This is a genomic window from Alkalicoccus chagannorensis DSM 18086, assembly GCF_000429725.1.
In the GTDB taxonomy this organism is placed as follows: Bacteria; Bacillota; Bacilli; order Bacillales; family Salisediminibacteriaceae; genus Alkalicoccus; species Alkalicoccus chagannorensis.
In genome coordinates, this window is sequence record NZ_KE386945.1 from 1 (window position 1) to 24,899 (window position 24,899).

Here is a 24,899-nt window from a genome sequence, read left to right on the forward strand (position 1 = left end):
CGAAACCTTTTTCTGCGTTAAACCATTTTACTGTACCTGTAGTCATACAATATTCCTCCTGTGTGGGGGTTGCCCACGTAGTATTGCTAGTTGATCGATTCTTGCACTTCATCCAGAGGAATATCACTTGCGAAACATTCTTCTTTCTTCCAAAGCCGAACCTCAATAAGCTTTCTTAAGTATAACCCGTGAGCCTGAAAAAAGATACCCCTTTGGGGAAATTCTTTCTGACGCGAAGCAGTTGATGTCTTCTCTTTCCCTTTTGATCATCGTTCGGGAAGGTAAGCGCAGCGCTTTTGGCCTCGTTACAGCCAGATCCTGGCGGGAAGCAGACAAACCCGATCCTGAAGTCGACAGCTTGTTTAGTGAAGAAAAGGTACTTCTTTCTTCACGCACAGCCGGCTACGCCGTCAACCTAAATGGGAACGTATACATTCCTATCATATAAAAAAAAGCCCCGGGAATCCCGGGGCTAATTCGTTATTACTTCTGCACGTTAGCAGCTTGTGGTCCGCGCTGGCCTTCTTCGATGTCGAAGTTGACAGTCTGGCCTTCGTCGAGTGTCTTGAAGCCTTCACCTTGAATAGCGGAGAAGTGAACGAATACGTCGTTCTGTCCTTCAACCTCGATGAAACCGAAACCTTTTTCTGCGTTGAACCATTTTACTGTACCTGTAGCCATACAATATTCCTCCTGTGTGGGGTCTTCCCACGATTTATTGCTAGTTGATGGATTCTTCCACTTCATCCAGAGGAATATTTCTTGCGGAACATTCATCTTTCTTCCAAAGCCGAACCTCAATAAGCTATACCAAGTATAACCTGTGAACTGGTAAAAAGATACCCCTTTGCGGAAATTCTTTTTTGGCTTGCCGATGATGGATGTCATTTGAATATACACAGCCAATCTGATTAGGTTGAACAGAAAAGCTGAGCCGATCAGCCACATTATAGAGGAGTACAGATAAGGCTAGGTTCTACGTCATCACGATTTGAGTTGCTCTACTACCTAGTATAGGAGAAAAACAAATCATGAAGGCAATCCCGCATTCACCAACATGTAACGACCCTAACGGCATCAGCAGCATCTCGACTTGCTGGAAGGGCGGGATGGGGCTCACACCAAAAAATCACAAAAAAAGACCCCGGAAAAACCGGGGTCGATTCGTTATTACTTCTGCACGTTAGCAGCTTGTGGTCCGCGCTGGCCTTCTTCGATGTCGAAGTTAACAGTCTGGCCTTCGTCGAGTGTCTTGAAGCCTTCGTCCTGAATAGCGGAGAAGTGAACGAATACGTCGTTCTGTCCTTCAACCTCGATGAAACCGAAACCTTTTTCTGCGTTAAACCATTTTACTGTACCTGTAGTCATACAATATTCCTCCTGTGTGGGGGTTGCCCACGTAGTATTGCTAGTTGATTGATTCTTGCACTTCGTCCAGAGGAATATCACTTGCGAAACATTCATCTTTCTTTAAAGCCGAACCTCAATAAGCTTTCTTAAGTATAACCCGTGAATGTAGAGAATGATACCCCTATGGCACATTCTTTTCTACAGAAGAAATAGTCACAATAGTAGGTGAATGATTCTTCGCTACTGCAGCAGCCTCAGCACGCTGCTCATCTGCTGGTTGGCCTGGGCCATCATCGCCATCGACACCTGGCCGAGGAGGCTCGCGCGTGTCATCTCCATCATCTGCTTCGCGACATCGACGTCGCGGATGCGGGATTCGGATGACGTTAAGTTCTCTGAAGCATTCGCCAGGTTGGAGATCGTGTGGCCGAGGCGGTTCTCATACGCCCCGAGCTTCGAGCGTTCGGAAGACACCCGGCCGATGGCGCCGTCAATGACGTCCAGCGCACTGTTAGCCGCCTCCCGGGAGGAAATATTAATGCCGCCCCCGACTGATGCCTCAGCACCACCTGCCACGCCGAGCGATTCGGCCCGCATATCGCCGATGGTGATCCGCATGTGCTGCCCGCTGTTGGCGCCGATCTGCAGCCGCCCGTCAAACGAGCCGTCAAGCAACGGTCTTGTGTTGAATTCCGTCGCTTCCCCGATCCGGGACAGTTCACCGACCAACTGATCCACTTCCTTCTGCAGTGCTGCCCGGTCCGTGTCCGTATTCGTATCGTTCGCGGCCTGCACCGTCAGCTCACGGACCCGCTGCAACATGGAATGCGTTTCATTCAAACCGCCCTCCGCCGTCTGAATGAGTGAAATCCCATCCTGTGCGTTGCGCCCCGCCTGGTCCAGCCCGCGGATCTGCGCCCGCATCTTCTCGGAAATCGCGAGCCCCGCCGCATCGTCGCCGGCCCGGTTGATCCGCATGCCCGAAGACAGCTGCTCCATCGCGGTCTGCATCGACTGCTGATGCCTCATCATAAAACGGTGCGTCTGCATCCCAACCATCTTCATATGCGTGATCATCGCCACGACCTCCGTTCGCATGATTCCCTTTGCATCTTATATCGGCGCGCAGCAGAGAAAAGTGAAGCAGAAAAGAGCATGAAAGAGAAAAAAAGAACCCCGGAAGAAATCCGGAGTTCCGAGATATTACCCGAGAAGCTGCAGTACCGACTGCGGCTGCTGGTTTGCTTGCGCCAACATCGATTGAGATGCCTGAGAAAGGATGTTCGCACGCGTCTGCTCCATCATTTCAGATGCCATGTCTACATCGCGAATGCGAGATTCTGCAGCTGAGAGATTCTCAGAAGCATTGTCAAGGTTGGCAATTGTATGTTCAAGTCGGTTTTGAACTGCACCTAGGTAGGAACGACCTTCAGAAACGGCTACAATTTGTTCATTAATAGTATCAATCGAATCGTTCCACTGTTCTTGACTTCCACCATCTGTAAAATCTAGCCCATTAAGTGTATCATAAATATCTGTTAGATCCACCTCATCAAAGTCAACCGTAATACTTTCTCCAGCATTAGCTCCAACTTGGAAAATCACATCTCCATCTTCCTGCGTTTCTCCATCAAGAAGATTCTCTGTATTGAATTGTGTATTATCTTTAATTCTCTCAATTTCTTCTACAAGTTGGTTTACTTCTGCTTCTATAGCTTCTCTATCGTCTTGAACGTTCGTATCATTAGCTCCTTGAACTGCCAGCTCTCGCATTCTCTGGAGAATCGAATGAACTTCATCTAGAGCACCTTCGGCAGTTTGAATCATCGATATACCGTCCTGCGCATTTCGAGATGCTTGATCTAAGCCATTGATCTGAGCTCGCATTTTCTCAGAAATAGAAAGACCTGCGGCGTCATCGCCTGCTCTATTAATTCGCATACCAGAAGATAGTTTCTCCATGGAAGACTGCATGGCATTTTGATTCATTCCCATTTGACGGTGAGTGTTCATAGCTGCAATATTATTGTTGATAATCATATTAAAAACCTCCGTGTGTGTAGTAGGCACTTCCATGTGCCCCTTTGTAGTCAAAAAACGTTCCAACAGCCAGTTGTTTATCCTGTTACAGCCTCACCTCCTTGAAAGAATTAAAAAGGACGAGTGGAAAAGCAGACACGTGGGTGACGTGTGCCGCTTTTCCACTCGTCCTTGAATGGAAGAAACGTGATTTATGCAATGGGTTCCGACGGTTCGTTTTCTTTTATCTGCCGGAGGGCGGTCGCTGCTTTCGCTCTCATATCCGGAACAACGATCTCTCTCTCCTGCTGTTCTTCATAAACCTCGCCACGGACGATGGAGACATGATCCGGGGCCTCTACCGCGAGACGCAGCTGACCTTTCTTGTTTTTCACAACCCTGACCTTAATGTCATCACCTATAACGATGTATTCTCCCGGCTCACGACCTACGACCAGCATTTGAGAACCCTCCTTTGATTAAGTAGAAAATCGGACACAAAAAAGAATGAGTGAACGGGCAGAAGAAACAATGAATAACTAACGTATTCATCCCTTGCAACGACCGGCTCACTCATCCTTGAATGATCCCGTTATGTCGGACATTCCCTCCATCCAAGAGGAAATGTTTATGTGGGCTTGCTTGTGTCTAATTATATTATCGGCGAAAGAATAATAATGTTTAGCATCAAACAAATTTTTTTTGAAATATTTTTATTAAATTCGTCAAAGAATAATTATAGTCATCTATATTCATTAAATGCTGTTTACTTACTTCTCTCTTCGAGCAGCTTCTATCAGAACTTCTTTCGTCAAACCTCTGAATAATGGCTTTTGACTCGCCAATTGGTATCGCCAAACCGCTCCACCAAAACTCATTTCGGTAAATATGGGTCCCCCATCTTCTCCAACAACAAAATCCCATGAAACCATTTTATAATGCAGAACTCGTGTATGAAGCAATTTGGCTTGTTCTATAAACTCATTTATATTCTCCAAGGGGGGAAGCGTATTAAAACCAACTTCTGTATCCGGATGGCAGGTATAGTATTTCCCGTTTTTATCGAAACCAAAATGACGGAAGGTGCCGTTATCTTCTAATCCAACTACAATGTCATTTGATTCGTTATTTTGATCAGAAGATTCACTAATTGGGATCTGTACGAAACTCAAAAGATGATGAAACTCCTGTTTCCATCTAAGTGTGACAACCCTGACTATACTCGTTTTATTTGGGTTGATTGTTTTCAAATCTTTGTGTTGATGAACCTGCTCTTCTAGAGTCCAATTTCCTTCATACCAATCTAAAAAATCGTAGACTGTCATTTGTCCAACTTTAATTCTTTGCTTTTTATCTATGTATTCAATTGCCTTAAAATTGTCTTGATCGCTTTTCACACTGCCTTTAATAACCATATTTTTTTCACAAGTGGTTAACATATCGTGAGCTTTATCAATTGAAACCATTTCATCATCATTGAAATACAACTGCCTTTCAATTGATTTCAGCATGATTCTGGGTTGACGAATATTCAAATCTTTAAAAAGATGTGTGTACATGTTTTTATCTGAGTAAACATAAGCGGTTCTCTTTGGATTCAAAAAAGGAACCAAGCTTTCCCAAAAAAGTTGTTGAGGGATGATTTTATGGGAGCCCTCATTAGTCATTCTTGAATAGACTATACTTATAGTTGGATCATAATATTTTTGAAGTACTCTTGGTAAGAACAACTTCCACTGCTTTAATAACTCATTTGAGACCTTTGAAAGCAACTTTTGTTCCACAAAATTTTTATAATATTTATTCTGCGTATTCATTCCCAAACTCTCATGAGAGTCTTGTAACTCGATATATTTTCTGATTTCTTCGTAGTAGGTAATAATTTGATCCAATAAATCCGGGGCTAACTCCTTATAACGACCTTTCTCAAACTTGTCTACTACTTTAGAATGTTTTTCTTCCATTGTAATCAGCAAATCAAATACTGGGGTGGGGTTATACTTTTCCTCCGTTTTTCTATTTGAATAAATAGAATCAAAGACTTTCAACACTCTGTTATAGTAATCAATAGACTGTTCGAGGTCACTTTGCAAAACGAATTGTTTGCAATTATCAAGTAATGAGATAGATGATGTAATCATTTTTAATTCTAATTCTCTTAATTCATTCATGCATTCCTACCCCTTATATACTTATCAAGTGCAATGTTCTTTTCCTCTTTAAAACTCTTAATTTCCTTTAAAATCTCTTCCGTAAATTCACCAAACAAAGGAGAGCCAGTTCTGAATTGATAATGCATCAATGCCCCAGCAAAATTCACCTCTATAAAAATCGGACTGCCATCATGATTTATTGCTATATCCCAAGATGCCAGCGATTTGTGTGGGATTTTTTTATGTAACATTTTTGCAAAAGCTATTACTTCCTCATAATTCGGGATTGATGGCAATTTGTTAAAGGGGTAGTTAGTCGTAGGGTGCTCATAGTAGAGATTGAATTTCTTATCCATTCCAAAATCTGCAAAGCTTCCATCCTCGTGTACTGCAACGGCTATTCCTCCTTGCCCGGAATTGTCTTTGATACTACCCTCCGCTCCAAATTTAGCATGCGTTAGGATGTAATTGATTTTATTAGCTCTTCGCAGTGTAACCATTCTTAGTGTGTTCACTGAGCTGGGGTGCGGGGACGCCATGAGTGTATGTTGTTTAATTTTCTTTTGTACGACAAAATTATCTCCCCAGGCTTTTTTTATCTTGTTAAGATTTACCTCACTTTCACCTAAATAGTAGTTAACTCCTCTTTTATGTAATAATTCAATATTCTTTCCATCGTCGGAATAACTATGTTTTACTATTAAATCCTTTTTATTTTCAAAAAACAGTTTATATGCACTGCTTTTAGATATTGGTTCATTATCTTGATTAAAATAATCTCCTTCTACACATTTCACTAAGCAAACAGGATAATGATCTTTTGTTAAAAATAAGTCATAAAGATTCTTATCTGAAAAGAAGGCCGATGCCGTGCCTGGATTTAATATTGGGAGAGCGTCTCTCCGACCGATTTCATTAGGTATAAGGTTTACCTTTTTCACACCATATAATTCATTGAAAATGATATGTATACTTGGATCAATTTCAGATCCATAGTGTTCTAAAAAAAATTTTTGAACATCCTCAAGGTGATTTTCGTCGATGGTTCTAAACCAGCCAGCTCGAATAAGATCCTTGTACAAGCTGGATTCGGTATTAATATTAAGACTCTTGTGGTAATCAACAGTTTTAAGCATATTCCCTCCAATAACATTCTATAAGGGACCATTCTCGCTTTTACAAGAATGGTCCCTTATTAGTTTTAAATCACTTGTTAACCAAGCAGTTGCAGAACATTTTGCGGTTGCTGATTGGCTTGAGCCAGCATAGACTGTGAAGCTTGAGAAAGGACGTTGGAACGTGTCTGTTCCATCATTTCTTCCGCCATATCAACATCACGGATACGTGATTCCGCAGCTGATAAATTCTCAGATGCGTTATCCAAGTTAGATATTGTATGTTCCAGTCGATTTTGAGTAGCTCCAAGCTCCGAGCGCTGCGTAGAAACGGTGTTTATTGCATCATTGATCGATTCAATAGCGTCTCGCGCGCTATCATGATCACTTACATCAACATTTTCTCCATCACCAGTAACAACACCTAATGCGTCTGCGCTCATGTCATCAATATTAAGTGAAATAACTTCATTGTCATTATTACCGTTTGCACCTACCTGGAAATTTGCAGCATCTCCTCCATCATCGGCTAAATCGCCATTCAAAAGGGACTGCTCGTTAAACTCAGTAGTATCAGCGATACGATCAATTTCCTCACTTAGTTCATTGAGTTCTTCCTGTATAGCATCACGATCAATATCTTCATTAGTATCGTTTGCCGCCTGTACAGAGAGTTCACGCATACGCTGTAAAATGTCATGTGTTTCGTCTAGCGCACCTTCAGCCGTCTGGATCATCGAGATACCGTCCTGAGCATTTCGAGATGCCTGATCCAACCCGTTGATCTGCGCTCGCATCTTCTCTGAAATCGCAAGACCTGCAGCATCGTCGCCGGCACGGTTGATTCGCTGACCGGAAGAGAGTTTCTCCATGGAGCTCTGCATTGCGTTCTGGTTCTCACCCATTTGACGGTGTGTGTTCATCGCTGAAACGTTCGTGTTAATAATCATGTATATATCCTCCTTGATTTTGCTTCCCTCTGCACGTCCTTGTGCGGGAAGATAAAAATTTCGGCTTCAGGTTGCCGTCGGCCGCCGGTCCTTCTGCCTTACACTTCTTTTATCGACTGGGAGTTGATGATGTTTAGTCTTCCTGAAGATTTTTTGTAAAAAGTTCGTCGGAATCATGGTGTATGCCCTATTCCTCATTAGCATTTAGGTAGTATTTAATTTTTAAAAATCTCATTTTGAAGGAGATGAACGTTTTACTGAAGCATAGACGGCGACGCCGGAGGGAAAAGCGAACTCCGAAAATCCACTTCCGTGAATACGGAAGTTAGTTGAGGAGGAGCCCCTCGGCAAGCGTCCGTCTGAAAGCAAAGGAAAACGAACGGTTTTTTTATTAAATGAAAAGCTGATTTACTGCTTCATGACGTTTCTTGATTCGGAACTTTCTGCTTCACGCTAAAATTTTGGTCAAAGATCAAAGAGTAAAAACACGAGCTCCTCTTCGCTCAAACAAAAGGCACCGTAGTAAAAGCAGCTCCGGTACCTTTTAATTGCTTGTTCGGCTTTTTGTCTTCCTCCAAACCAGTGAGGAGAAGGCTGAGCTCCGCTTCACTCGCACAAAATTCCCTGCCAAAGACCGGCAGGGAATTTTTAAGATCTTGTGCGGTTTTGCTGTCGCTTTCAAGCAGCGGATGCGCCGCCTCTTCTACCGCAATGCATCGACCCAGCCGTTTTTGATGATTTGGACCATGGCGTCGGTGCGGTCGTTGGCGCCGAGTTTTTTCAGCAGGTGGCTGATGACGGTGCTGACGGTCGACGGGGCGAGGTACATGAGTTCGGCGATGCGCCGGTTGTTGTGCCCATCGAGAATGTGCTGCAGGACAGCGCGTTCATTTTTGGTGAGGCGGTACAAGACGTCCTCTTCGCGGAGGATGAGACGTTTGATTGGGCGGTCTTTCAGTTTTTGTTCATGCAGCTCGCGGACGAGGTCGTTATGGAGCGGCTGCTCGAGATAGACGCCGAAACGCCGGACGGTATCAAGGACGCTGCTGCCTGTAGAGTAGAAGGAGTGCAGCGACAGGATGCCGGAGAGTCCGTTGGCGAGATATGGGATCAGGGACGCTTTCGGTCGGTTGACGGTGACGACGAGCATGTGTTGATGCTCGCTTTTTTCTTTCAGTTTTTCCTGCACCCACCGGGATGCTTCGGTATCGGCCGATTCGATTAATAAAAATATGTATGCCGCTTCCGTTGAAGACGTGGATCCGTTCTGGTCGATCGTGACTGCATATTCTGGGAATGTCTGTTGCATCCGCTGTCCAGAGGCCTGTGAAAGGTACTGATCGTGATCCAGAACGAGGACGCGGCTGCCCACTGCTGTACTGGTTGACTGTTGCATGAATCCTGTCCTCCCTTTTCTGTTCTAACCATTAGAATACACGGAAAAAAGGGAAACGACAAGATTCGATTTTTGACCTGATAATAACTTTTCGACATGATTCGCTATAATCATAGGACCAATGAAGGTGCCCTCCTCCATAATTCTGCTTGTGGAGACCATACTTTTTGATAATTCATACGAGGATACGCCTATTTTTCGCTCTCCGAATTTTTTTCGGCCAATTCATTTAAAATGTTTAAATCAAATTGAGATGCCTGCGCATTCTCTTCCTGAATCGCGACGTAGACCTCTTTTCGGTGGATGTCGACGTTCTTTGGGGCGTTGATGCCGAGCTTCACCTGGTCGCCCTCGACAGACACGACGGTGATTTCAATATCGTCGCCGATCTTGATCGACTGCTGTTCCTTGCGGGAGAGGACGAGCATTATGATTCCCCCTTCACGGTCTGCAGCGGGATCGGCGTCTGCGTTGAGTAGTCGGAGTCGCTCAAGGCAATCTGCCGGCCTCGTTTCTGGACGTGGTTAATAACGATCGGCCCGCGCAGGTTCACGGTGGAGTCGGCGAGCGATCCTTTCAGCGTCAGGACGACAAAGAGCGAGACGTCGCTCTCCTGTTCGATGGCGAGCGATTCGATCGTCTGATCAGACAGCGCTGCCTCGTAGTCAGGGAAGAACGTAAACGGATCCATAATGACGAAAGCGAGTCCCGGGGTGTGGATGGACTGGAGCAGGTAGTAGGGGCTCGGTCCTTCGCCGAACGGAAGCAGGATAAACGCTTTCTCGTCTTCGAATCCGGGCATGCCGAGTTCAAAGGTCGTAATGTTCGCTTCATTGATCGTGAGAGGGCCGCTGTATTTCGTTTCGATCTGCACGTAAATGCCTCCTTTATGTAGTGGAACATGAGCGTCTGTGGCGTCGGCTTCTTTCCTATTGAATAAGACGTGCTCGTTCTGCCGGGCGGAGGAACGGAGCTCTTCCCGGCTGTCTTTTCAACGGCGACGAAAAAACGACCACAGTCACGCATGGCCGTTTCTGCTGCCTGTATTTATCTTCTCATATCTACGGCGCCGCCGACAGCACGAAATTGGATGCTGTTCTGCTGTTCCAGATAGACAGACGTCTCCCAGCGGGGAATGTCGATCTCCGGCGGGTTCGGCTGCACGTCAATCACTGGGTCCGGCCAGTCAAAATCGATCTGCTGCTCGCCCGGGGTGTAGGAGATGCGTACTTTCTCCGTACCGGTCGGCACCGTGCCGTAACCGGTTTCCTGTACTGGAAGCATCCCTTTCTCGCGGGCGAGGTCGGCGATGACGTTGCGCTCCTGTTCGATCGCCTGCAGCTGCCTGCCTTCCTGTGCCGTTTTCGCGACGTAGGCCATGACGTTCTGATTGGCCCGGGCGGCATACTCTTCGTTCCGGACGAGGATGCTTTTGATATCGGCATCGGCAAAAGCGGCCGTCTGGTCAATGTCCAGCTGCCCGTCCGTAGAGCTCATCGTCATATTGCCCTGCAGCTCCTGATCGATCGTCATATCGGCGTCGTGGTTTTCGATCTGCATCGGCGGACGCTGGCTCGACATCCCGAGCCGGGCCATCGTCTGATCTATCTCGATCCGCATGAGCGTCCGCCTCCTTTATCTGAGAAAGTCCATCAGCGTCGGCTGCATGATCCGGGCGCTGGAAGAAAGCGCGGCCCGGTGCACGTTTTCCTGGGACATCATCTCGGTAATGACTTTCTCCATATCGGCGTCTTCGTTATCCGAGAGAATCCGTTTAGCAATGACTTCCTGCTCCTGTATACGGGAGTCGATCATTTCAATCCGGTTCACGCGGGCACCGAGCTCGGCCCGTTCATTGACAGAATTATCAATATGGAAATCCAAATGATCCAGCATTTCCGAAATCTCGCTCGTCTCTGTTGTCTCATCTTCGAGCATGTTCTCCAGCTGCTTCAGATCGCCAAACAGCTGGTTGCTGAACACCTGCTCGGGCTTAACGTTAACAGGCACCTTGACCCCTTTCAAGAGTTCAATCGAGACGTCCTTATCATTGGTCGAGACTGCGTCTTTATTGGAGGCGATCACCTGACTCGGGCGTAGTGTTTCGGTCTGCTCTGCCTCATTGCCTTCAGCATCAGTGCCGGTATACGTACGCGTGATATTTGAAATCTCCCCGTCCTCAATCGCAAACGTCAACGATTCGCCGCTTTCAGTTTCAAATACGGCTTCGTCTTCGTCGGAGGCTGCAAGCTGATACGTCTGGCCGCTGTGCGTCACTTCTACTGGGAAATCGCCATCCTCGATCTGCTGGTCGACGTCGTCACCGTCAAGGGCATTCATGATGCCGGTTGTGCCGATATCCATGCCGTCGAGGTCGATCGGCTCGTTCGTCGTATCCGTTCCGTTGAAAATGAATTTATTGTTGTTCTGCGTATTGCCGAGCGAAGCCAGGTGTTCCCGCAGCTGACGCACTTCCTGCGCGATGTTGCCGCGCTGGCCGCTCTCGTACGAATCATTGGCTGCCTGTACGGTCAGCTCGCGCACACGATGCAGTGCATCGGTACCTTTATCGAGCGTGGCATCAGATGTATCCGTCCAGTTGTATGCTTCGGAGAGATTCCGATTGAACTGCTCAGTTTCCGTCACCTGCGAGCGGTAGCGGATCCCGTTCATGGCAATGACCGGATCTTCTGAGGCACGAGAAATCTTTTTGCCCGTCGACAACTGCTCCTGCGACGTCTTCAGCTGTTCGTAGCTCTTACTGAGGTTCGTTAAGGAATTCATCGTTACCATCGATTGTGTCACGCGCATCGGTCGCGCCCCCTTTCATAAATCAAAAGCATGTCACGCTTTTGATTGCCATGCCGTGCTTCCTCGCTGCCAATTTTAAAGGGAAGAAAAGCTCTTCTGTCTTCCCGCGCAGCTGAGGAGCCGGCGTTTTATACTATCGGATCGTTACGTGATCAGGTTAAATGCCTACACGGCCCATGCCGTTGATGATGCGGTCGAGCATTTCATCAACGGACGTCAAGTTCCGTGCAGCTGCGTTGTACGCATGCTGGAACTGGATCATCATCGACATCTCTTCATCCAGCGACACGCTGGAGACCGACTGACGGCGTTCTTCCACCGCATCGCGGAGCGAGGAGGTGTTTCGTTCCAGGCGCTGCGCTTCGTTCGTATCCACGGCGACACTTCCGATCACGGACTGATAAAACGACTGCACGTTCGTATCGTTCGCATCATAGACGAGCTCGGCGTCCTTCACTTCGGCTAACGCCTGAGCACCAGAGCCATCCCCGGCAAATGCCTCATCCACGTCTTGAGCGACCCATTCGTCATTCTCGTCGTCCCATTCCGGCCCGGCCGAGGCAGCGACGTTGTCGAGGCTGTCGTGGATGCGGTCATCGATGCCGAAGTTTTTCGCCACGCCGACGATGGACTCATTGTCTTCCAGATCGCCGAAGCTGCCGTCCAGATTCGTCTGGAAAAAGGAAATGCTGTCGGCTTCGCCGTTTTCGATTTCAGAGAGACTGAAACTCTTCTCGTGTACCTCATTGAATTCACGCGCAAACGTCGATACCATCCGGTCAAGATTTTTCATCATCTCCGGGAAGTCCCCTGTAACATCCTCTGCGCCTTCCAGGCTGTCGCTGTCAGGATGCTGGTGACCAAAAATTTCGATCGTGCCAAGCAGGGAGCCTTCGGCAGTAAAGTCATTGATGCCGACTTCTCCTGCTTCGCCGCCATTGGAGTCAAACACAGAGAGGCCGGTGACAGGGTCGAGCAGCTGGTCGGACACAGCATCGTCGTCAAAACTGTCGAAATTCACGCCGATCTGACGGTAATCCAAGTTCTCCCCGTCGATGAGGGTCATCGGTTCGCCGTTATCCATTTCAATCGGATTCCCGTTCGAATCCACAGCCGTAATATGATAGCTGCCTTCTGCCTTGTCTTTCGACAATCCCCCGTTGGAGACACGCTCCACTTGTATGTTCATCTTTTCGGAAAGCTCATCCACAAGCTGGTCACGCTGGTCATACAGATCATTCGGCAGATTGCCGTGTGGTTCCACGGAGGCGATCTGTTCATTTAAATTGTGTATCTGCCGCAGAGTGGAATTGATGTCATCCTCTTTGACGCCAAGTTCGTTCTGGTAGTCACGCTGAATCGACTCAAGCGAGTTGTATGTAGAGTTGATTGTCTCCGCTACGGCGATCCCGCGCTGACGGACAACCGAACGAGTACCGGCGTCTTCCGGATTGGAAGCCAGATCTTGAAGCGACTCCCAGAAGCGGTCCATTGTCTGGGCAATGCCGTCATCTGTTGGTTCGTTGATGATGTCTTCCATTTTTTCGAGCCCGTCTTTACGCGCATTCCAGTATCCGTGCTGCTGGTTCTCCTGCCGGAACTGCACGTCGAGAAACTGTTCCCGGACCCGTTCGACGGAGCCTGCTTCAACACCGGTTCCCATCTGTCCCGGGATACCGGGTTTATTGAAGGCTGCTTTCGGAAAGGATTCGGTCGTCGTCATGTTGACACGCTGGCGCGAATAGCCTTCCGTATTGGCGTTGGATATGTTGTGGCCAACCGTTTTGAGCGCCGCCTGGTTCGTAGTAAGGGCGCGGCGGGATGTTTCCAGCCCGCTGAATGTAGACAGCATACTGTTCTCTCCTTCTGCCTAGGCCTGGGAATCGAACACGGATCGTTCTTTACCGTCCTCTTCCGACCCGCGGCCGGAATAGTTGGTGAACGAGTCCTGTGGTTCCACGAGGCTCAGCGATAAGTTCAAATAACGCAGCGATTCCGTGATCAGCTGCCGGTTCAGGTCGTTCTGCTGCTGTACTTCCGTAATGATGGCGCGCAGCGTTTCCTGCAGCTCGTCGAAAGCGGCCTGATCCGATGCGGAAAAGGCGGGCTTGAGCTGTTCCATCGTGGCGTCTTCAGCCACAATGCCCTGCTGCTGCAGCCAGCGCTGGACGATCTGGCGCCGTGCCAGCTCCAGCTTCTCCAGTCGGGAGATGAGCGGCGTTTCTTCCTTCATGATCCGCTCGAGGCCTTCGATATCATTTTTCTTCACGACGGCTTCTTTTTCCTGTGCTTTTTGTAAGAGCTCCTGGTGCAGGGTGATGAGTGCTTTGAATACCTTCTTCAAATCCTCGGTCATGGGAGGCTCCTTTCCGGCTTATCCGTTCCAGAATTCATACATCTTGCGGGCCGTTTCCTGCGCATTCACCTGGTAGCTGCCGTTGTCGACCTGCTGCTTCAGTTCCTGCACGCGTTCGCTGCGCTCCTGCTGGAAGGCGGCGGACTTGGCCATCTGCTTCGCTTCGGAGGAGATTTCCAGGGCATCGGACGGCTTGGAGGCCGGCTGCTGCTTCTGATTCGGCTGCTGCGATTTCTGGTAGGCGTTGAGTGAGTGCATCGGGTTGATTTTCATCCGGATTCTCCTTTCTTCTATCAAAACATGTCTGCGTTCATCCGTGAAAGTGCAGACGGTCTTTCGCTGCTTCCGTGCGTCTGTTCATTATATCGGCAGGCCTTCCGCTATTGTTAACCTTTCGCCTACATTCCGTCGAAAGACCTGGTACACGTAGAGAATTGGTCGTGGCTGCCGCGTGCCTGCGGCTGTTTCTTCTATTATACATGGGAAGCAGGGGGCGTTTCTACATCGAACTGTCGGTGAGGGCGGCGCCGAGGATTGGCGGTCTTGGCGGCGCGGGAGGAAAAGCGGGTCGCTCTGCTGCATATTTGCGACGCTTCGGCTCGGGAGGCGGGTTGCTTCGCCTTGGGATGCGGGTCTGCCGTGGGAATTTTTGAGCCACCCTGCTTCTTTTGAGCCACCTCGCGACGACATTGAGCCGCTTGGGACGGCAATCCCGACGCTTGCCGTAGAAATGGAGCCAAACATTCTTCAGCCCGTCATCCACCCAACCCCTTCCCGCCTCTGGCTGTCCACGGCAGCCGGCGGAAATGAACTCATCGACGCTCTTGTTGTTTTGGGGGACGGAGGAAAAGCGGGTCGATCCGCTGTATATTTGCGTCGCTTCGGCTCGGGAGGCGGGTTGCTTCGCCTTGGGATGCGGGTCTCCCGCGGGAATTTTTGAGCCACCCTGCTTCTTTTGAGCCACCTCGCGACGGGTTTGAGCCACTTCAGACGGCAATGCCAACGCTTGCCGTAGAAATGGAGCCAAACATTCTGCAGCCCGTCGTCCACCCAATCCCTTCCCGTCTCCGGCTGCCCTCGGCAGCCGGCGGAAACCAACTCATCGACGCTCTTGCAGTTTGGGGGACGGAGGAAAAGCGGGTCGCTCCTCTGCATATTTGCGACGCTTCGTCTTGGAATGCGAGTTGCTTCGCCTTGGGATGCGGGTCTCCCGCCGGATTTTTTGAGCCACCTTGCTTTTTTTGAGCCACCTCGCGACGACATTGAGCCGCTTGGGACGGCAATGCCGACGCTTGGCGTAGAAATGGAGCCAAACATTCTGCAGCCCGTCGTCCACCCAATCCCTTCCCGCCTCCGGCTGTCCACGGCAGCCGGCGGAAATGAACTCATCGATGCTCTTGCAGTTTGGGGGACGGAGGAAAAGCGGGTCGCTCCTCTGCATATTTGCGACGCTTCGTCTTGGAATGCGAGTTGCTTCGCCTTGGGATGCGGGTCTCCCCGCGAATTTTTTGAGCCACCCTGCTTCTTTTGAGCCACCTCGCGACGACATTGAGCCGCTTGCGACGGCAATGTCGCCGCCTGCCCGAAACGTTGAGCCACCTCTCCTGCGGCACTGGGAACACATCCGCCGGCTCCCTTAATAAAACGTCGACATTCTATCACATTAAAAAACGCCCGGCAGTCGTGCGCCGGGCGGTCAGGGTCTAGTTTTATTAGTATACACCGGTCAGCGGCGGTCTTTGTTCACGCGGTCGCCGAGCGAGTGATACGTCGTGTAGCGCTCTTTCGATCGGTCCGTTTTCCGCTGTTCGAACGCCGCCTCGCTGTCGCGGCGCTTCAGGCCGTCCTGGATGTTCCCTTTGCAGGAACCACAGAGGCGCCCTTCGCGGATCTCTGCCCCACACGATTCGCACGGGTAGGACAAGCCGGGAAACTGCGACGTGAGAATGCGGCCTTCCCGCACGAACGTGACAATCTGCTCCCGGTCTACTCCGGTTCCCTCTTCCACTTCCTCCATCGTTGCCCGGCGGTTCTCCCGCTTCCGGATAAACGCATACACTTCCTGAAACTGCCGCTCCACTTCATCGTGGCAGGCTGAACAGACACTCCGGAACGCCTTTGTAAACACTTTTCCACACTTCGGGCAGTTCGCAAGCTCTGGCATGACAGCCCCTCCTTCACTTCATCTTTTCTTTTATATCGTCAAGATTCGACGAAAAGTGAAGGCTCTTCCTATCTTTTTCGAAGTGCCCGCGCCAGAGTAACGGCCCGCACATCCGCCGCTCCCGCCCGCCGCAGCAGGCTTTCTGCGCTTCGAAGGGTAGCTCCGGTCGTATAAATGTCATCGACAAGGAGCACCTTTCTTCCTGTTACTTCCTTCTCATATAATGAAAATTGATGCGACACACGCGCCTCCCGGCTTCCGCTCGTTTTGCTGAGCTTCTCCCCAGCTTCCGGCCGTAGGAGCAGTTCCTCCGTCGGCAGGCAGGAAGCGAGCTGCGCCGCCTGATTAAACCCGCGTTCCCAGGCACGGGAAACGTGCAGCGGAATGGGAACGAACGTATCGGCTTCGGGATACACTTTCCGGGCAAGTTGCTTTATCCAAGGAGCGAAGAGACGGCCGATCTCCGCGTCTCCCCGGTATTTCCAGCGCGCGATCATCTCCTGGACGAACGGCGTATAGCCGAACAGCGACCGCTGGATGAGCCCGTCACATGGCTGCGGACAGCCGCCTGGATGCCCGCAGCCCGTACAGCACGTCGTCAAATCAATCGGCTCCAGGGCTTCCGTGCAGACACTGCAGAGATCCGGGATGCGCACGGTGAAAAACAAAGCCCACGACGCCGGCAGTTCAAAGTCATTCCGGCATAGGCGGCACTTCATGCCTGCCTCCGGTTCAGCTTCTCGATCATCGCGACGGCTTTTGCCGCGGCACGGCGGTATCCGTAATGAAAGAAGACGACATCTCCATCGGCGGCCTGCGGATGCCGCCCAGCACGGCCGGCAATCTGTACGAGGGCGGTTTCCGTGAAAATTTCCGCCTCTGCGCCGAGCACTGCTACCTGCACGTCGTAAATCGTCACGCCGCGCTCTAAGATCGTCGTCGTCAGCAGAATGTCGACTTCCCCGCTTCGGAACGCAGCCACCCGCGCCGCCCGCTCCGGCTCGCCTGCGTGGACGGAGGCCGTCGTCTGTCCGGGCAGTGCGGCCTGGACAGCGCGTTCCACGTCGTCGAGCTGTACGACTTCCGGTACGAACAGCATCACCGGCCGTTCTGCGTGGCGCTGGAGAAAGGCGGTCACGACGGACGGGAGCATTCCCCGCGCGAGCCGCTTCGCCCAATTTCCAGCCCAGACAAGCGTTGGCACCGGCAGATCCTGCCCATGGTAGCGTCGCGGAACGACGGCAGCCGGCAGCGCCCCCTTCCGGACGCGCCGCTGATCCGATGCCGACGGGGTTGCCGAGACGGTGACGTGCAGGGCATCCGCGCGGGCCGCGGTTCGAACCGCGCGGTGCAGCCGTTCATCGGCGGTGTAGGGAAAAGCATCCACTTCATCGATAAACACGACGGGAAAGCTGTGATACAGGCGCATCGCCTGGTGCGTGGTCGCCACATAGAGATCGGCCTCCAGGAAGCGTTCGTGCGGCTCCAGCCCGCCGTGCAGCGCAGCGGTGACGGCATCCGGGAAGGCCTGTTTCAGCCTTGGCGCGAGCTCCTGTACGACGTCCCGTCGCGGCGCGGTGACGAGCACCGGGTGCCCGGCGTCGAGTACCGCACCGATCAGCGGGAACAGCATTTCCGTTTTCCCCGCTCCGCAGACCGCCCAGAGCAGCTGCTCGGTCCGGCCGTCCTCCCAGGCACGGACGAGCGCATCGGCCGCCTGCTGCTGGCTTGGGGAAAGCGTGCCGTCCCACGTACAGCGGCCTCTGCCCGAAGGAACCGGGGGCTCCAGTTCGGCGTAGTACAGCCGCTCGCATCCGCGGATGACGCTCATCTGCAGGCAGCTGCGGCAGTAGCGGCACGGCCCGTGACAGCGGAAGCAGTCAAACGGCGCGATGTCTCGGGAGCCGCACCGGCTGCACACGTCCGTGAGTCCCGGCGTCGAAGCAAATGACCGCAGGGCCTCAAGCAGCTCGTCCGGTTGCAGGTGCGGGTGAAGCTGGTGGATTTCGGATACGGTAAGTCGGCGGTGTTTTGGAAGATGAAGCATAAAAAAACCTCCTGGCATGATAGTCAGGGGGTCCGTCAAGAGATATTGGGGAGGTGCTGTGGTTGGGAGAGCCGCCGGCGCATCTGCCCCCGTGCCGGCGGTCGTGTGGAAGCAGGTGCGCTGCTCGCGCTCATCCTTTCGGCATCCAGCCGATCCCGATGCTTCCGGGGCCGAGATGCGTCCCGATCACCGGACCGAAATAGCTTTTGTAGAAGACCGCGTGCGGATAGGCCGGCTGCAGTTCATCCAGCAGCGCATCGGCTTTGTCCGGGCAGTTGCCGTGGATGACGGCAACATGGGCCGGCGTTCCGTCCTTGAGGCCTTCGTCGAGCAGTTTCTTGATTTTCGCTACTGCCTTTTTCTCGGTCCGCACTTTTTCATACGGCACAATCTTCTTGTCTTCAAAATGGAGGACCGGCTTGATCTGCAGCATGGATCCGATGAACAGCTGCGCGCCGTTTAAGCGGCCGCCCCGGTGAAGGTGGCTCAGGTCATCGGCCATGAAGTAGGCACGCGTGTGCTGCCGCTTTTCTTCCAGATGGCGGAGAATTAAAGCAGGCTCCTTTTCTTCGGCCGCAAGCGCAGCGGCTTCGAGCACGTAGAAGCCTTGAATCATGCAGCTGATGCCGGAGTCGAAGACGTGCACCGGCAGATCGTCGACCATATCCGCAGCGGCTACAGCAGTCTGATACGTGCCGCTGATCCCGCTCGAAAGGGTGATCACGATGATTTCATCGTACTCCGCCCCGAGGCTGCGGAACGTTTCTTCAAACAGGCCGATACTCGGCTGCGACGTTTTTGGAAGCGTCTCGGCCTGCCTCATTTTTTCATAAAAGTCGTCGGTGGTGAGGTCCCATTCTTCCTGGTACGATTCTTCCCCGAAGTGCACGTTGAGAGGAACCATCGTGATGCTGCGTTCTTCCCGCATGTCGGGTGGTATGTAGGCGGTACTGTCGGTCACAATCGCTGTTTTTGTCATATGTAGCGGCTCCTTTTTTCCTTCTGCTGTCGTCATTTCCATATTCTTGTCTACCTTTCATCGTATCAATCCGCATGCGGCTTGTCTATGTTTTTCCGCGGTAATGCAGTGACGTGGCAAGAAGCCTGTCTTCTTGGAACAAAAGCACGGCGCCGTCCTCAGGGGAAAATGGCATCTTCTGCACTGTTTCCGGCTGCCACGGCAGCCGGCGGGAATGAGGTGATCCTTGCTTTTGCCGGGGCTGATCCAAAAGCGCGTCGCTTTCCGACTTTTTTGAGCCACCCCGCTGTTTTTGAGCCACGTCGCGACAGCTTTGAGCCGGTTCTGCCCGAGATGCCGACCCTTCATCCGGGTTTTAAGCCACCGATACCGTCAGCCCTTCATCCACCTAACCCCTTCTGGTTCCTGGCTGCCACGGCAGCCGGCGGAAACCAGCTCACCGACGCTTGTGCTGCGGCTGATCCAAATCCGAGTCGCTTCACCAAACGTTTGAGCCGCTTTGCTCTGTCAGGCGGGCGGTCTGGCGCCGCATGCGGGTCGCCCGCCGGATATTTTGAGCCACCCCGCTGTTTTTGAGCCACGTCGCGATTGCTTTGGGCCGCTTCTGCCAGACATGCTGACGCTTCGCCCGGGTTTTGAGCCCCCGATACCGTCAGCCCTTCATCCACCTAACCCCTTCCGGTCTCCGGCTGCTACGGCAGCCGGCGAAAACCAGGTTATCGACGCTTGTGCTGCGGTTGCTCCAAAAGCGCGTCGCTTCAGCAAACGTTTGGGCCACTTTGCTCTTCGAGGCGGGCGGCATGGCGCCGCATGCAGGTCGCCCGCCGGATAATTTGAGCCATCCCGCTGTTTTTGAGCCACCTCGCAACTGCTTTGAGCCGCTTCTGCCAGACATGCTGACGCTTCGCCCGGGTTTTGAGCCACACCTACGTTCACCTCCCCGCCCCCGCACTTTCTCCGGCTGCCGCGGACAATGCGCGAGGCCTGCCACCGTCATAGGACATCTTCTACTTTCGTAAAAACCAAAAAACACCGGCAGAAGCGGTGCTTCTGACGGTGCCGTGCTGGCGGGGACCGGCATCAGTTGACGCGGACCCACCCGTTTTTGATGGCGTCGACAACCGCCTGCGTGCGGTCGTTCATGCCCATTTTCTGCAGGATGTTGCTGACATGGTTTTTCACTGTTTTTTCGCTGATATAAAGCGCTTCGCCGATCGCGCGGTTGCTCTTGCCATCGGTCATGAGCTGGAGCACTTCGCATTCGCGGCGTGTCAGCAGGTGCAGCGGACGCCGGTATTCGACTTCACGGAAGCCGACTTCGGTTTCGCCTCCGCCATCGGAAGCCAGGCGGCGGTATTCTTTAATCAGGTTGAAGGTAACCTTCGGATGAATGTAGGCGCCGCCCTCGCCGACCACTTTCACGGCTTCGATGAGCGCTTCCGTGTCCATCTCCTTCAGCAGGTAGCCGGCCGCACCGGTTTTCAGGACGTGCGTCACGTACGTTTCATCATCGTGGATCGAGAGGATGAGTACTTTGACGTTCGGGAACGTTTCGATCAGCTGCTTCGTCGCTTCCATGCCGTTCATCTCCGGCATGTTGATATCCATCAGGACAACATCCGGCTGGTTCTGGCGGACGAGGTCAATCACTTCGCTACCGTCGTTGCCTTCCGCGACGACGTCGAAGCTGTCCTCCATGGATAGAATGCGTTTTACACCCTCGCGGAAAAGCTGGTGGTCATCTATGAGTACAATGCGTAGTTTGTCTTCCATGTTATCTTCCTCCTGGTTGAATTTAAATGCCTGCATCTTCATCGTTCCTTTCTATCGGAATCTGGACGAGAATGATGGTGCCCTTCCCAGGGGTGGAGTCGATGCTGATTTTCCCTTCGAGCATGTTGATGCGCTCTTTCATGCCGACAAGGCCGAAGCTGTTCTCTTTCGTGGCGGAGGTGTCAAACCCTTTTCCGTCATCTTTAATGACGGCAGTGATCAGTTTCTCTTTCACGTCGAGCTTCACGGTGACCGTTTTCGGCGCTGCGTGTTTTACCGCATTCTGAACGCCTTCCTGCACGAAGCGGAAAATCGCCGCCTCCATCTGGGGAGGGTATCGGATGTCTCTTCCCATCTGTTTGAAGTCAATGTTGATACTGTGGCGTTCTTCTACATTGTTTAAATATTTTGTGAGTGTCGGCACGAGGCCGAGGTCATCCAGCGTCATCGGACGCAGATCGTAAATGATGCGGCGCACTTCGGCAAGCGATTCCTTGACCATGCGCTTCATATCCCGGATCTCTTCGCGTGCCTTCTCGACGCCGTGCTTATCAATGACACGTTCGACAATTTCGGAGCGGAGGGCCACGTTCGCCATCATCTGCGCCGGCCCGTCGTGAATCTCCCGGGACAGCCGTTTGCGCTCCTCTTCCTGCGCCTGAATAATCTGCAGTCCGAATTCCTGTTTCTGCTCGGCATCCGCGATCATCTCGCTCACCTGCTGCAGATCCCCGGTCAGGTAATTAATGACGACGTTGATCTGGTTGATGAGCTGGTCGGCCCGCTCGATGGTTTTCTCGAGCTTCATGAGCCGGCGTTCAATATGATCGCGCCTCGCGCGGAGCTGCTTTTCTTCCTGCTGCAGCACGGCCAGCTTGACTTGGTAATCATTGGCCTGCTCGTAAGCTTCGCGCACCTGTTCATCAGAAAAATTCTCGAAGTGGCGGCTTACTTCTGCGAGACGGTTTCTCGCAAAACGGGAGTGATCGTCCATCTTTTCACTTTCGTCAATAATACGGACGACTTCCGTTTTAATGTCTTCGAGTTCGTTTTTCAGCGTTTCATATTCTTCCCTGGAGTCCTCTCCGATGGTGAATATCTGTTCTTTGCTGGCTTCGACGGTATCCATCATGCCGGAGAGGATTGTTTCCATATCCGTCAGGGAGCTCACTGCCACCCTCTCCTTCGATCTGTAACTTCTCGGCGTTATGCCGAAATGACTGCATCCATTGACTCGTGCTTCTCCGCAGTTTTGCGGGGGTCGTCTTCCTCATTTATCACAAAAAAAAGGAATGTTCCCTGCATTCCGGTCAGTGCCCGGAATCCGCTGGCTGAAATCAACACGAAAATACAGCCTTTTTCCTATTTTCTCTAAAGTTGCGGCGCTGGTCAAGTAGAAAGATAAGAACGGTACTTTCCGCCGCTTGACATGAGCTTATAAATCATCATACCCTATATTGAGGTCTTTTACCGCATTTAATCGACATTTCTATATTTTTTTACAATCAGACTTAAGAGCCACTTTCCGGGATTCGGATCGGCTGCGGGCAGGTCCGGTGAAAAAAGAGGACTTTCGTCAACAACATTTCCGGCTGGCCGGAGATTGCGGGGAAGGAGTTTCGACATGCTTTCGGTATACCATACGGTCCATCCGTCCGGACAGGGAGAGATGACTGTACAGAAGTCGCGGTTTATCTGCTACGTGCGGCGGGTGACGACAGAGGAAGAGGCGCAGGCGTTTATTGCGGAAATTAAGAAAAAGCATGCCGATGCCGCGCACAACTGCTCGGCGTACTTGATCGGCGAGCACGATCAGATTCAAAAAGCGAACGACGATGGAGAGCCTTCCGGCACAGCCGGCGTGCCGATGCTGGAAGTGCTGAAGAAGCGCGGCCTCAAAGACACGTGCGTGGTGGTCACGCGCTATTTCGGCGGCATCAAACTCGGCGGCGGCGGGTTGATCCGTGCATACGGCTCAGCGGTAACGACCGGACTGAACGAAACAGGCATGGTGGAGCGCCGGCTGATGACAAAGCTCTCCGCTGCTTTCGACTACAGCCTGCTTGGAAAAGTCGAAAACGAAGTCCGCAATTCCGACTACCCGCTGAAAGACATTGCCTACGAGGAACAGGTCCGCCTCACATGCTGGGTGCCCGCCGGCGGCGAAGAAACGTACGAAAGCTGGATGCAGAACCTGACGAACGGCCAGGTCACCTTATCCCGCGACGGCGCCGGCTATTTGGAAACGGATCTCGACCCTCCAGGCCGGTCGTAAAAAAACAACAGCAGCGCCGCCGGGATGGCTTCCCGGCGGTTTTTCTGTCGAAAGAGAACGGACCGCTGACGAGCGGCTTCATTTTGGGGACGTGCAGCCGTCATTTTCCCCAATTGTCCGCACTTTGCCGCCGCTTGGTCGTAATTTCCTCCAATTGTCCACACTTGGCCGCAGCTTGGTCACAATTTCCTCCAATTGTCCACACTTCCCCGCAGCGGCCACCGCTTTCTTCTCGTTCAAAAAAAGAGCACCTTTTTTATTGGAAAAAGCCCCCTTCTGCCATTATGCATATTTACTTCCACCACGCTATCATATAGAATGGAATAGATTTGTAACCTATCTTTGGTAAAGAGCGTCTGTTACATTGGACGTTATCATGGTATATAGCTAATAATGAAGCAAAAAAGGAGCACCTTTTATGAACCAATCCCGTATGGATGAGCGCAGGGATCGCAAGAAAAAATCCCCTTTCCGGCGCTTTGTAAAAACAATGTTAATCTTGGTTACCATCACTCTCCTGATAGCCGGCGGTATTGTCGCCTATGTGCTGACACAAGTAAACAACGTGACCACCAGTGCAAGCCAAGAGCTGGACCGTGGAGACCGCTCGGAAATTCGGGAAGATGCTGTCAATCCATCGAACGACAACATCTCTATACTCTTTTTGGGTGTTGATGACCGCGATGGTGATTTGAGCGGCCGAACAGATGCTAATATTCTTGCGACATTCAATCAGGAAGAAGGATCGGTCAAGCTGGTTAGCATCCCTCGTGATACACTGGTAGATATCCCTGACCGAGGCCCTGATAAAATCAATCATGCCCATGCTTTCGGCGGCGTAGATTTGGCCGTGGAAACTTTCGAGGAGATGCTCGATGTACCAGTTGATTACTTCGTCACCTTGAATTTCGTGTCGTTCATGGAAATTGTGGATATTTTTGATGGGGTCGAGGTAGATTCCGACTTTGCTTTTACCGAGATGGACAGCCAGGATAACCAGGATGCTGTCGAAATCGTAGAAGGCGAGCAAGTGCTCGACGGAGAGCAGGCGCTTGCTTATACGCGAATGCGTGATCATGACCCAAGCGGAGATATTGGCCGGGGAGAGCGTCAGCAGGAAGTCATGGAATCACTGCTGCGCGAAGGAGCTTCGTTCCGCTCGATTACTCGATTTGATGATGTGATGGAAAGCCTGGAAGATCATATGAAGACAAACCTATCTTTCAACGATATTGTCGGTATGCATAGTTATGCGTCTAGCATGGAGAATATCGAGATGATCAACTTGGAAGGCGAAGGCACATCGATGAACAACATTTATTACTTCGATCCACTTGAATCTTCGGTCGAAGACATCTCTGAAAAACTGCGTATTCATCTCGGTCTGGAAGAAGCCGAACGAGATCTCGGCAGCGGACCAGCTGATTAACTACATCACGTAAAAAGCGCCGTTCCCCTTAACACTCAGGGCCGGCGCTTTTTTCATCTGATTCAGCGGCAGCTGAAATATG

General features: G+C 51.5%; 24 protein-coding genes. 2 read left to right on the forward strand and 22 right to left on the reverse strand.

What is annotated here, in order from left to right:
• Positions 1-483: 483 nt before the first annotated feature.
• The 22 genes from G477_RS0116765 to G477_RS0116890 all read right to left on the reverse strand — a co-directional run bounded on the left by G477_RS0116765 (position 484) and on the right by G477_RS0116890 (position 22,284).
• Positions 484-681: a cold-shock protein gene (locus G477_RS0116765; protein WP_026698900.1), complete on the reverse strand. Its 198-nt coding sequence runs from the start codon at positions 679-681 to the stop codon at positions 484-486.
• A 489-nt stretch (positions 682-1,170) separates the two neighbouring features.
• Positions 1,171-1,368, reverse strand: a complete 198-nt coding sequence (locus G477_RS0116770; protein ID WP_026697663.1) for a cold-shock protein — start codon at positions 1,366-1,368, stop codon at positions 1,171-1,173.
• Between the two features lie 222 nt (positions 1,369-1,590).
• The gene (locus G477_RS0116775; protein ID WP_026698901.1) at positions 1,591-2,427 is read right to left on the reverse strand and encodes a flagellin N-terminal helical domain-containing protein; all 837 of its coding nucleotides are present in this window, start codon (positions 2,425-2,427) and stop codon (positions 1,591-1,593) included.
• A gap of 126 nt (positions 2,428-2,553) precedes the next feature.
• The gene (locus tag G477_RS0116780) at positions 2,554-3,390 is read right to left on the reverse strand and encodes a flagellin N-terminal helical domain-containing protein (RefSeq protein WP_026698902.1); all 837 of its coding nucleotides are present in this window, start codon (positions 3,388-3,390) and stop codon (positions 2,554-2,556) included.
• Positions 3,391-3,581: 191 nt separating this feature from the next.
• Positions 3,582-3,830, reverse strand: coding sequence for a carbon storage regulator (locus tag G477_RS21065; RefSeq protein ID WP_084406319.1), 249 nt, complete (start codon positions 3,828-3,830; stop codon positions 3,582-3,584).
• Between the two features lie 309 nt (positions 3,831-4,139).
• Positions 4,140-5,540: a sugar-transfer associated ATP-grasp domain-containing protein gene (locus G477_RS0116790; RefSeq protein WP_026698903.1), complete on the reverse strand. Its 1,401-nt coding sequence runs from the start codon at positions 5,538-5,540 to the stop codon at positions 4,140-4,142.
• Positions 5,537-6,658, reverse strand: a complete 1,122-nt coding sequence (locus G477_RS0116795; RefSeq protein ID WP_026698904.1) for a sugar-transfer associated ATP-grasp domain-containing protein — start codon at positions 6,656-6,658, stop codon at positions 5,537-5,539. The genes G477_RS0116790 and G477_RS0116795 overlap by 4 nt, the downstream gene beginning before the upstream one ends.
• 77 nt (positions 6,659-6,735) lie before the next feature.
• Positions 6,736-7,587, reverse strand: coding sequence for a flagellin N-terminal helical domain-containing protein (locus G477_RS0116800; protein ID WP_026698905.1), 852 nt, complete (start codon positions 7,585-7,587; stop codon positions 6,736-6,738).
• A 703-nt stretch (positions 7,588-8,290) separates the two neighbouring features.
• Positions 8,291-8,983 carry a helix-turn-helix transcriptional regulator gene (locus G477_RS20700; protein ID WP_051288172.1) on the reverse strand — a complete coding sequence of 231 codons (693 nt, stop codon included), beginning with the start codon at positions 8,981-8,983 and terminating at the stop codon, positions 8,291-8,293.
• A gap of 191 nt (positions 8,984-9,174) precedes the next feature.
• Positions 9,175-9,411, reverse strand: a complete 237-nt coding sequence (csrA, locus tag G477_RS0116810; protein WP_026698906.1) for a carbon storage regulator CsrA — start codon at positions 9,409-9,411, stop codon at positions 9,175-9,177.
• Positions 9,411-9,857 (reverse strand): flagellar assembly protein FliW, encoded by a 447-nt coding sequence (gene fliW, locus G477_RS0116815; protein ID WP_026698907.1) that lies wholly within the window; start codon positions 9,855-9,857, stop codon positions 9,411-9,413. Before fliW ends, csrA begins: the two co-directional genes overlap by 1 nt.
• Positions 9,858-10,030: 173 nt before the next feature.
• Complete coding sequence (locus G477_RS0116820; RefSeq protein ID WP_026698908.1) at positions 10,031-10,603, reverse strand: DUF6470 family protein; 573 nt, start codon at positions 10,601-10,603, stop codon at positions 10,031-10,033.
• A gap of 15 nt (positions 10,604-10,618) precedes the next feature.
• Positions 10,619-11,794 (reverse strand): flagellar hook-associated protein FlgL, encoded by a 1,176-nt coding sequence (flgL, locus tag G477_RS0116825; protein ID WP_026698909.1) that lies wholly within the window; start codon positions 11,792-11,794, stop codon positions 10,619-10,621.
• Between the two features lie 157 nt (positions 11,795-11,951).
• Positions 11,952-13,646 (reverse strand): flagellar hook-associated protein FlgK, encoded by a 1,695-nt coding sequence (gene flgK / locus G477_RS0116830; RefSeq protein WP_026698910.1) that lies wholly within the window; start codon positions 13,644-13,646, stop codon positions 11,952-11,954.
• Positions 13,647-13,664: 18 nt separating this feature from the next.
• Positions 13,665-14,150: a flagellar protein FlgN gene (locus G477_RS20705; RefSeq protein ID WP_026698911.1), complete on the reverse strand. Its 486-nt coding sequence runs from the start codon at positions 14,148-14,150 to the stop codon at positions 13,665-13,667.
• A gap of 18 nt (positions 14,151-14,168) precedes the next feature.
• Positions 14,169-14,423 (reverse strand): flagellar biosynthesis anti-sigma factor FlgM, encoded by a 255-nt coding sequence (flgM, locus tag G477_RS0116840; protein ID WP_026698912.1) that lies wholly within the window; start codon positions 14,421-14,423, stop codon positions 14,169-14,171.
• Between the two features lie 1,453 nt (positions 14,424-15,876).
• The gene (locus G477_RS0116855) at positions 15,877-16,314 is read right to left on the reverse strand and encodes a TIGR03826 family flagellar region protein (protein ID WP_026698915.1); all 438 of its coding nucleotides are present in this window, start codon (positions 16,312-16,314) and stop codon (positions 15,877-15,879) included.
• Positions 16,315-16,382: 68 nt separating this feature from the next.
• Positions 16,383-17,033 (reverse strand): ComF family protein, encoded by a 651-nt coding sequence (locus G477_RS20090; protein ID WP_051288174.1) that lies wholly within the window; start codon positions 17,031-17,033, stop codon positions 16,383-16,385.
• The gene (locus tag G477_RS20095) at positions 17,030-18,361 is read right to left on the reverse strand and encodes an ATP-dependent helicase ComFA (protein ID WP_051288176.1); all 1,332 of its coding nucleotides are present in this window, start codon (positions 18,359-18,361) and stop codon (positions 17,030-17,032) included. The genes G477_RS20090 and G477_RS20095 overlap by 4 nt, the downstream gene beginning before the upstream one ends.
• A 130-nt stretch (positions 18,362-18,491) precedes the next feature.
• Complete coding sequence (locus G477_RS0116870) at positions 18,492-19,340, reverse strand: DegV family protein (protein ID WP_026698916.1); 849 nt, start codon at positions 19,338-19,340, stop codon at positions 18,492-18,494.
• A 1,080-nt stretch (positions 19,341-20,420) separates the two neighbouring features.
• Entirely contained in the window at positions 20,421-21,113 is a 693-nt protein-coding gene (locus G477_RS0116885) for a response regulator (RefSeq protein ID WP_026698918.1), read from the reverse strand.
• 22 nt (positions 21,114-21,135) lie between these two features.
• A complete protein-coding gene (locus tag G477_RS0116890; protein ID WP_026698919.1) occupies positions 21,136-22,284 on the reverse strand; it encodes a sensor histidine kinase in 1,149 nt (382 codons plus the stop codon).
• 453 nt (positions 22,285-22,737) lie between these two features.
• On the opposite strand from G477_RS0116890, the gene G477_RS0116900 reads away from it, so the two are divergent.
• Both G477_RS0116900 and G477_RS20100 read left to right on the forward strand, forming a co-directional pair.
• Positions 22,738-23,388 carry a YigZ family protein gene (locus tag G477_RS0116900; RefSeq protein WP_026698920.1) on the forward strand — a complete coding sequence of 217 codons (651 nt, stop codon included), beginning with the start codon at positions 22,738-22,740 and terminating at the stop codon, positions 23,386-23,388.
• Positions 23,389-23,806: 418 nt separating this feature from the next.
• Positions 23,807-24,817, forward strand: coding sequence for an LCP family glycopolymer transferase (locus G477_RS20100; RefSeq protein WP_035212320.1), 1,011 nt, complete (start codon positions 23,807-23,809; stop codon positions 24,815-24,817).
• The last annotated feature ends 82 nt before the right edge of the window (positions 24,818-24,899 follow it).

Excerpts from the sequence above, each read along its gene's own strand:
- G477_RS0116765 (WP_026698900.1), bottom strand. The coding sequence starts at position 681 with ATGGCTACAGGTACAGTAAAATGGTTCAACGCAGAAAAAGGTTTCGGT.
- G477_RS0116770 (WP_026697663.1), bottom strand. The coding sequence starts at position 1,368 with ATGACTACAGGTACAGTAAAATGGTTTAACGCAGAAAAAGGTTTCGGT.
- G477_RS0116775 (WP_026698901.1), bottom strand. The coding sequence starts at position 2,427 with ATGATCACGCATATGAAGATGGTTGGGATGCAGACGCACCGTTTTATG.
- G477_RS0116780 (WP_026698902.1), bottom strand. The coding sequence starts at position 3,390 with ATGATTATCAACAATAATATTGCAGCTATGAACACTCACCGTCAAATG.
- G477_RS21065 (WP_084406319.1), bottom strand. The coding sequence starts at position 3,830 with ATGCTGGTCGTAGGTCGTGAGCCGGGAGAATACATCGTTATAGGTGAT.
- G477_RS0116790 (WP_026698903.1), bottom strand. The coding sequence starts at position 5,540 with ATGAATGAATTAAGAGAATTAGAATTAAAAATGATTACATCATCTATC.
- G477_RS0116795 (WP_026698904.1), bottom strand. The coding sequence starts at position 6,658 with ATGCTTAAAACTGTTGATTACCACAAGAGTCTTAATATTAATACCGAA.
- G477_RS0116800 (WP_026698905.1), bottom strand. The coding sequence starts at position 7,587 with ATGATTATTAACACGAACGTTTCAGCGATGAACACACACCGTCAAATG.
- G477_RS20700 (WP_051288172.1), bottom strand. The coding sequence starts at position 8,983 with ATGCAACAGTCAACCAGTACAGCAGTGGGCAGCCGCGTCCTCGTTCTG.
- csrA (WP_026698906.1), bottom strand. The coding sequence starts at position 9,411 with ATGCTCGTCCTCTCCCGCAAGGAACAGCAGTCGATCAAGATCGGCGAC.
- G477_RS0116820 (WP_026698908.1), bottom strand. The coding sequence starts at position 10,603 with ATGCGGATCGAGATAGATCAGACGATGGCCCGGCTCGGGATGTCGAGC.
- flgL (WP_026698909.1), bottom strand. The coding sequence starts at position 11,794 with ATGCGCGTGACACAATCGATGGTAACGATGAATTCCTTAACGAACCTC.
- flgK (WP_026698910.1), bottom strand. The coding sequence starts at position 13,646 with ATGCTGTCTACATTCAGCGGGCTGGAAACATCCCGCCGCGCCCTTACT.
- G477_RS20705 (WP_026698911.1), bottom strand. The coding sequence starts at position 14,150 with ATGACCGAGGATTTGAAGAAGGTATTCAAAGCACTCATCACCCTGCAC.
- flgM (WP_026698912.1), bottom strand. The coding sequence starts at position 14,423 with ATGAAAATCAACCCGATGCACTCACTCAACGCCTACCAGAAATCGCAG.
- G477_RS0116855 (WP_026698915.1), bottom strand. The coding sequence starts at position 16,314 with ATGCCAGAGCTTGCGAACTGCCCGAAGTGTGGAAAAGTGTTTACAAAG.
- G477_RS20090 (WP_051288174.1), bottom strand. The coding sequence starts at position 17,033 with ATGAAGTGCCGCCTATGCCGGAATGACTTTGAACTGCCGGCGTCGTGG.
- G477_RS20095 (WP_051288176.1), bottom strand. The coding sequence starts at position 18,361 with ATGCTTCATCTTCCAAAACACCGCCGACTTACCGTATCCGAAATCCAC.
- G477_RS0116870 (WP_026698916.1), bottom strand. The coding sequence starts at position 19,340 with ATGACAAAAACAGCGATTGTGACCGACAGTACCGCCTACATACCACCC.
- G477_RS0116885 (WP_026698918.1), bottom strand. The coding sequence starts at position 21,113 with ATGGAAGACAAACTACGCATTGTACTCATAGATGACCACCAGCTTTTC.
- G477_RS0116900 (WP_026698920.1), top strand. The coding sequence starts at position 22,738 with ATGCTTTCGGTATACCATACGGTCCATCCGTCCGGACAGGGAGAGATG.
- G477_RS20100 (WP_035212320.1), top strand. The coding sequence starts at position 23,807 with ATGAACCAATCCCGTATGGATGAGCGCAGGGATCGCAAGAAAAAATCC.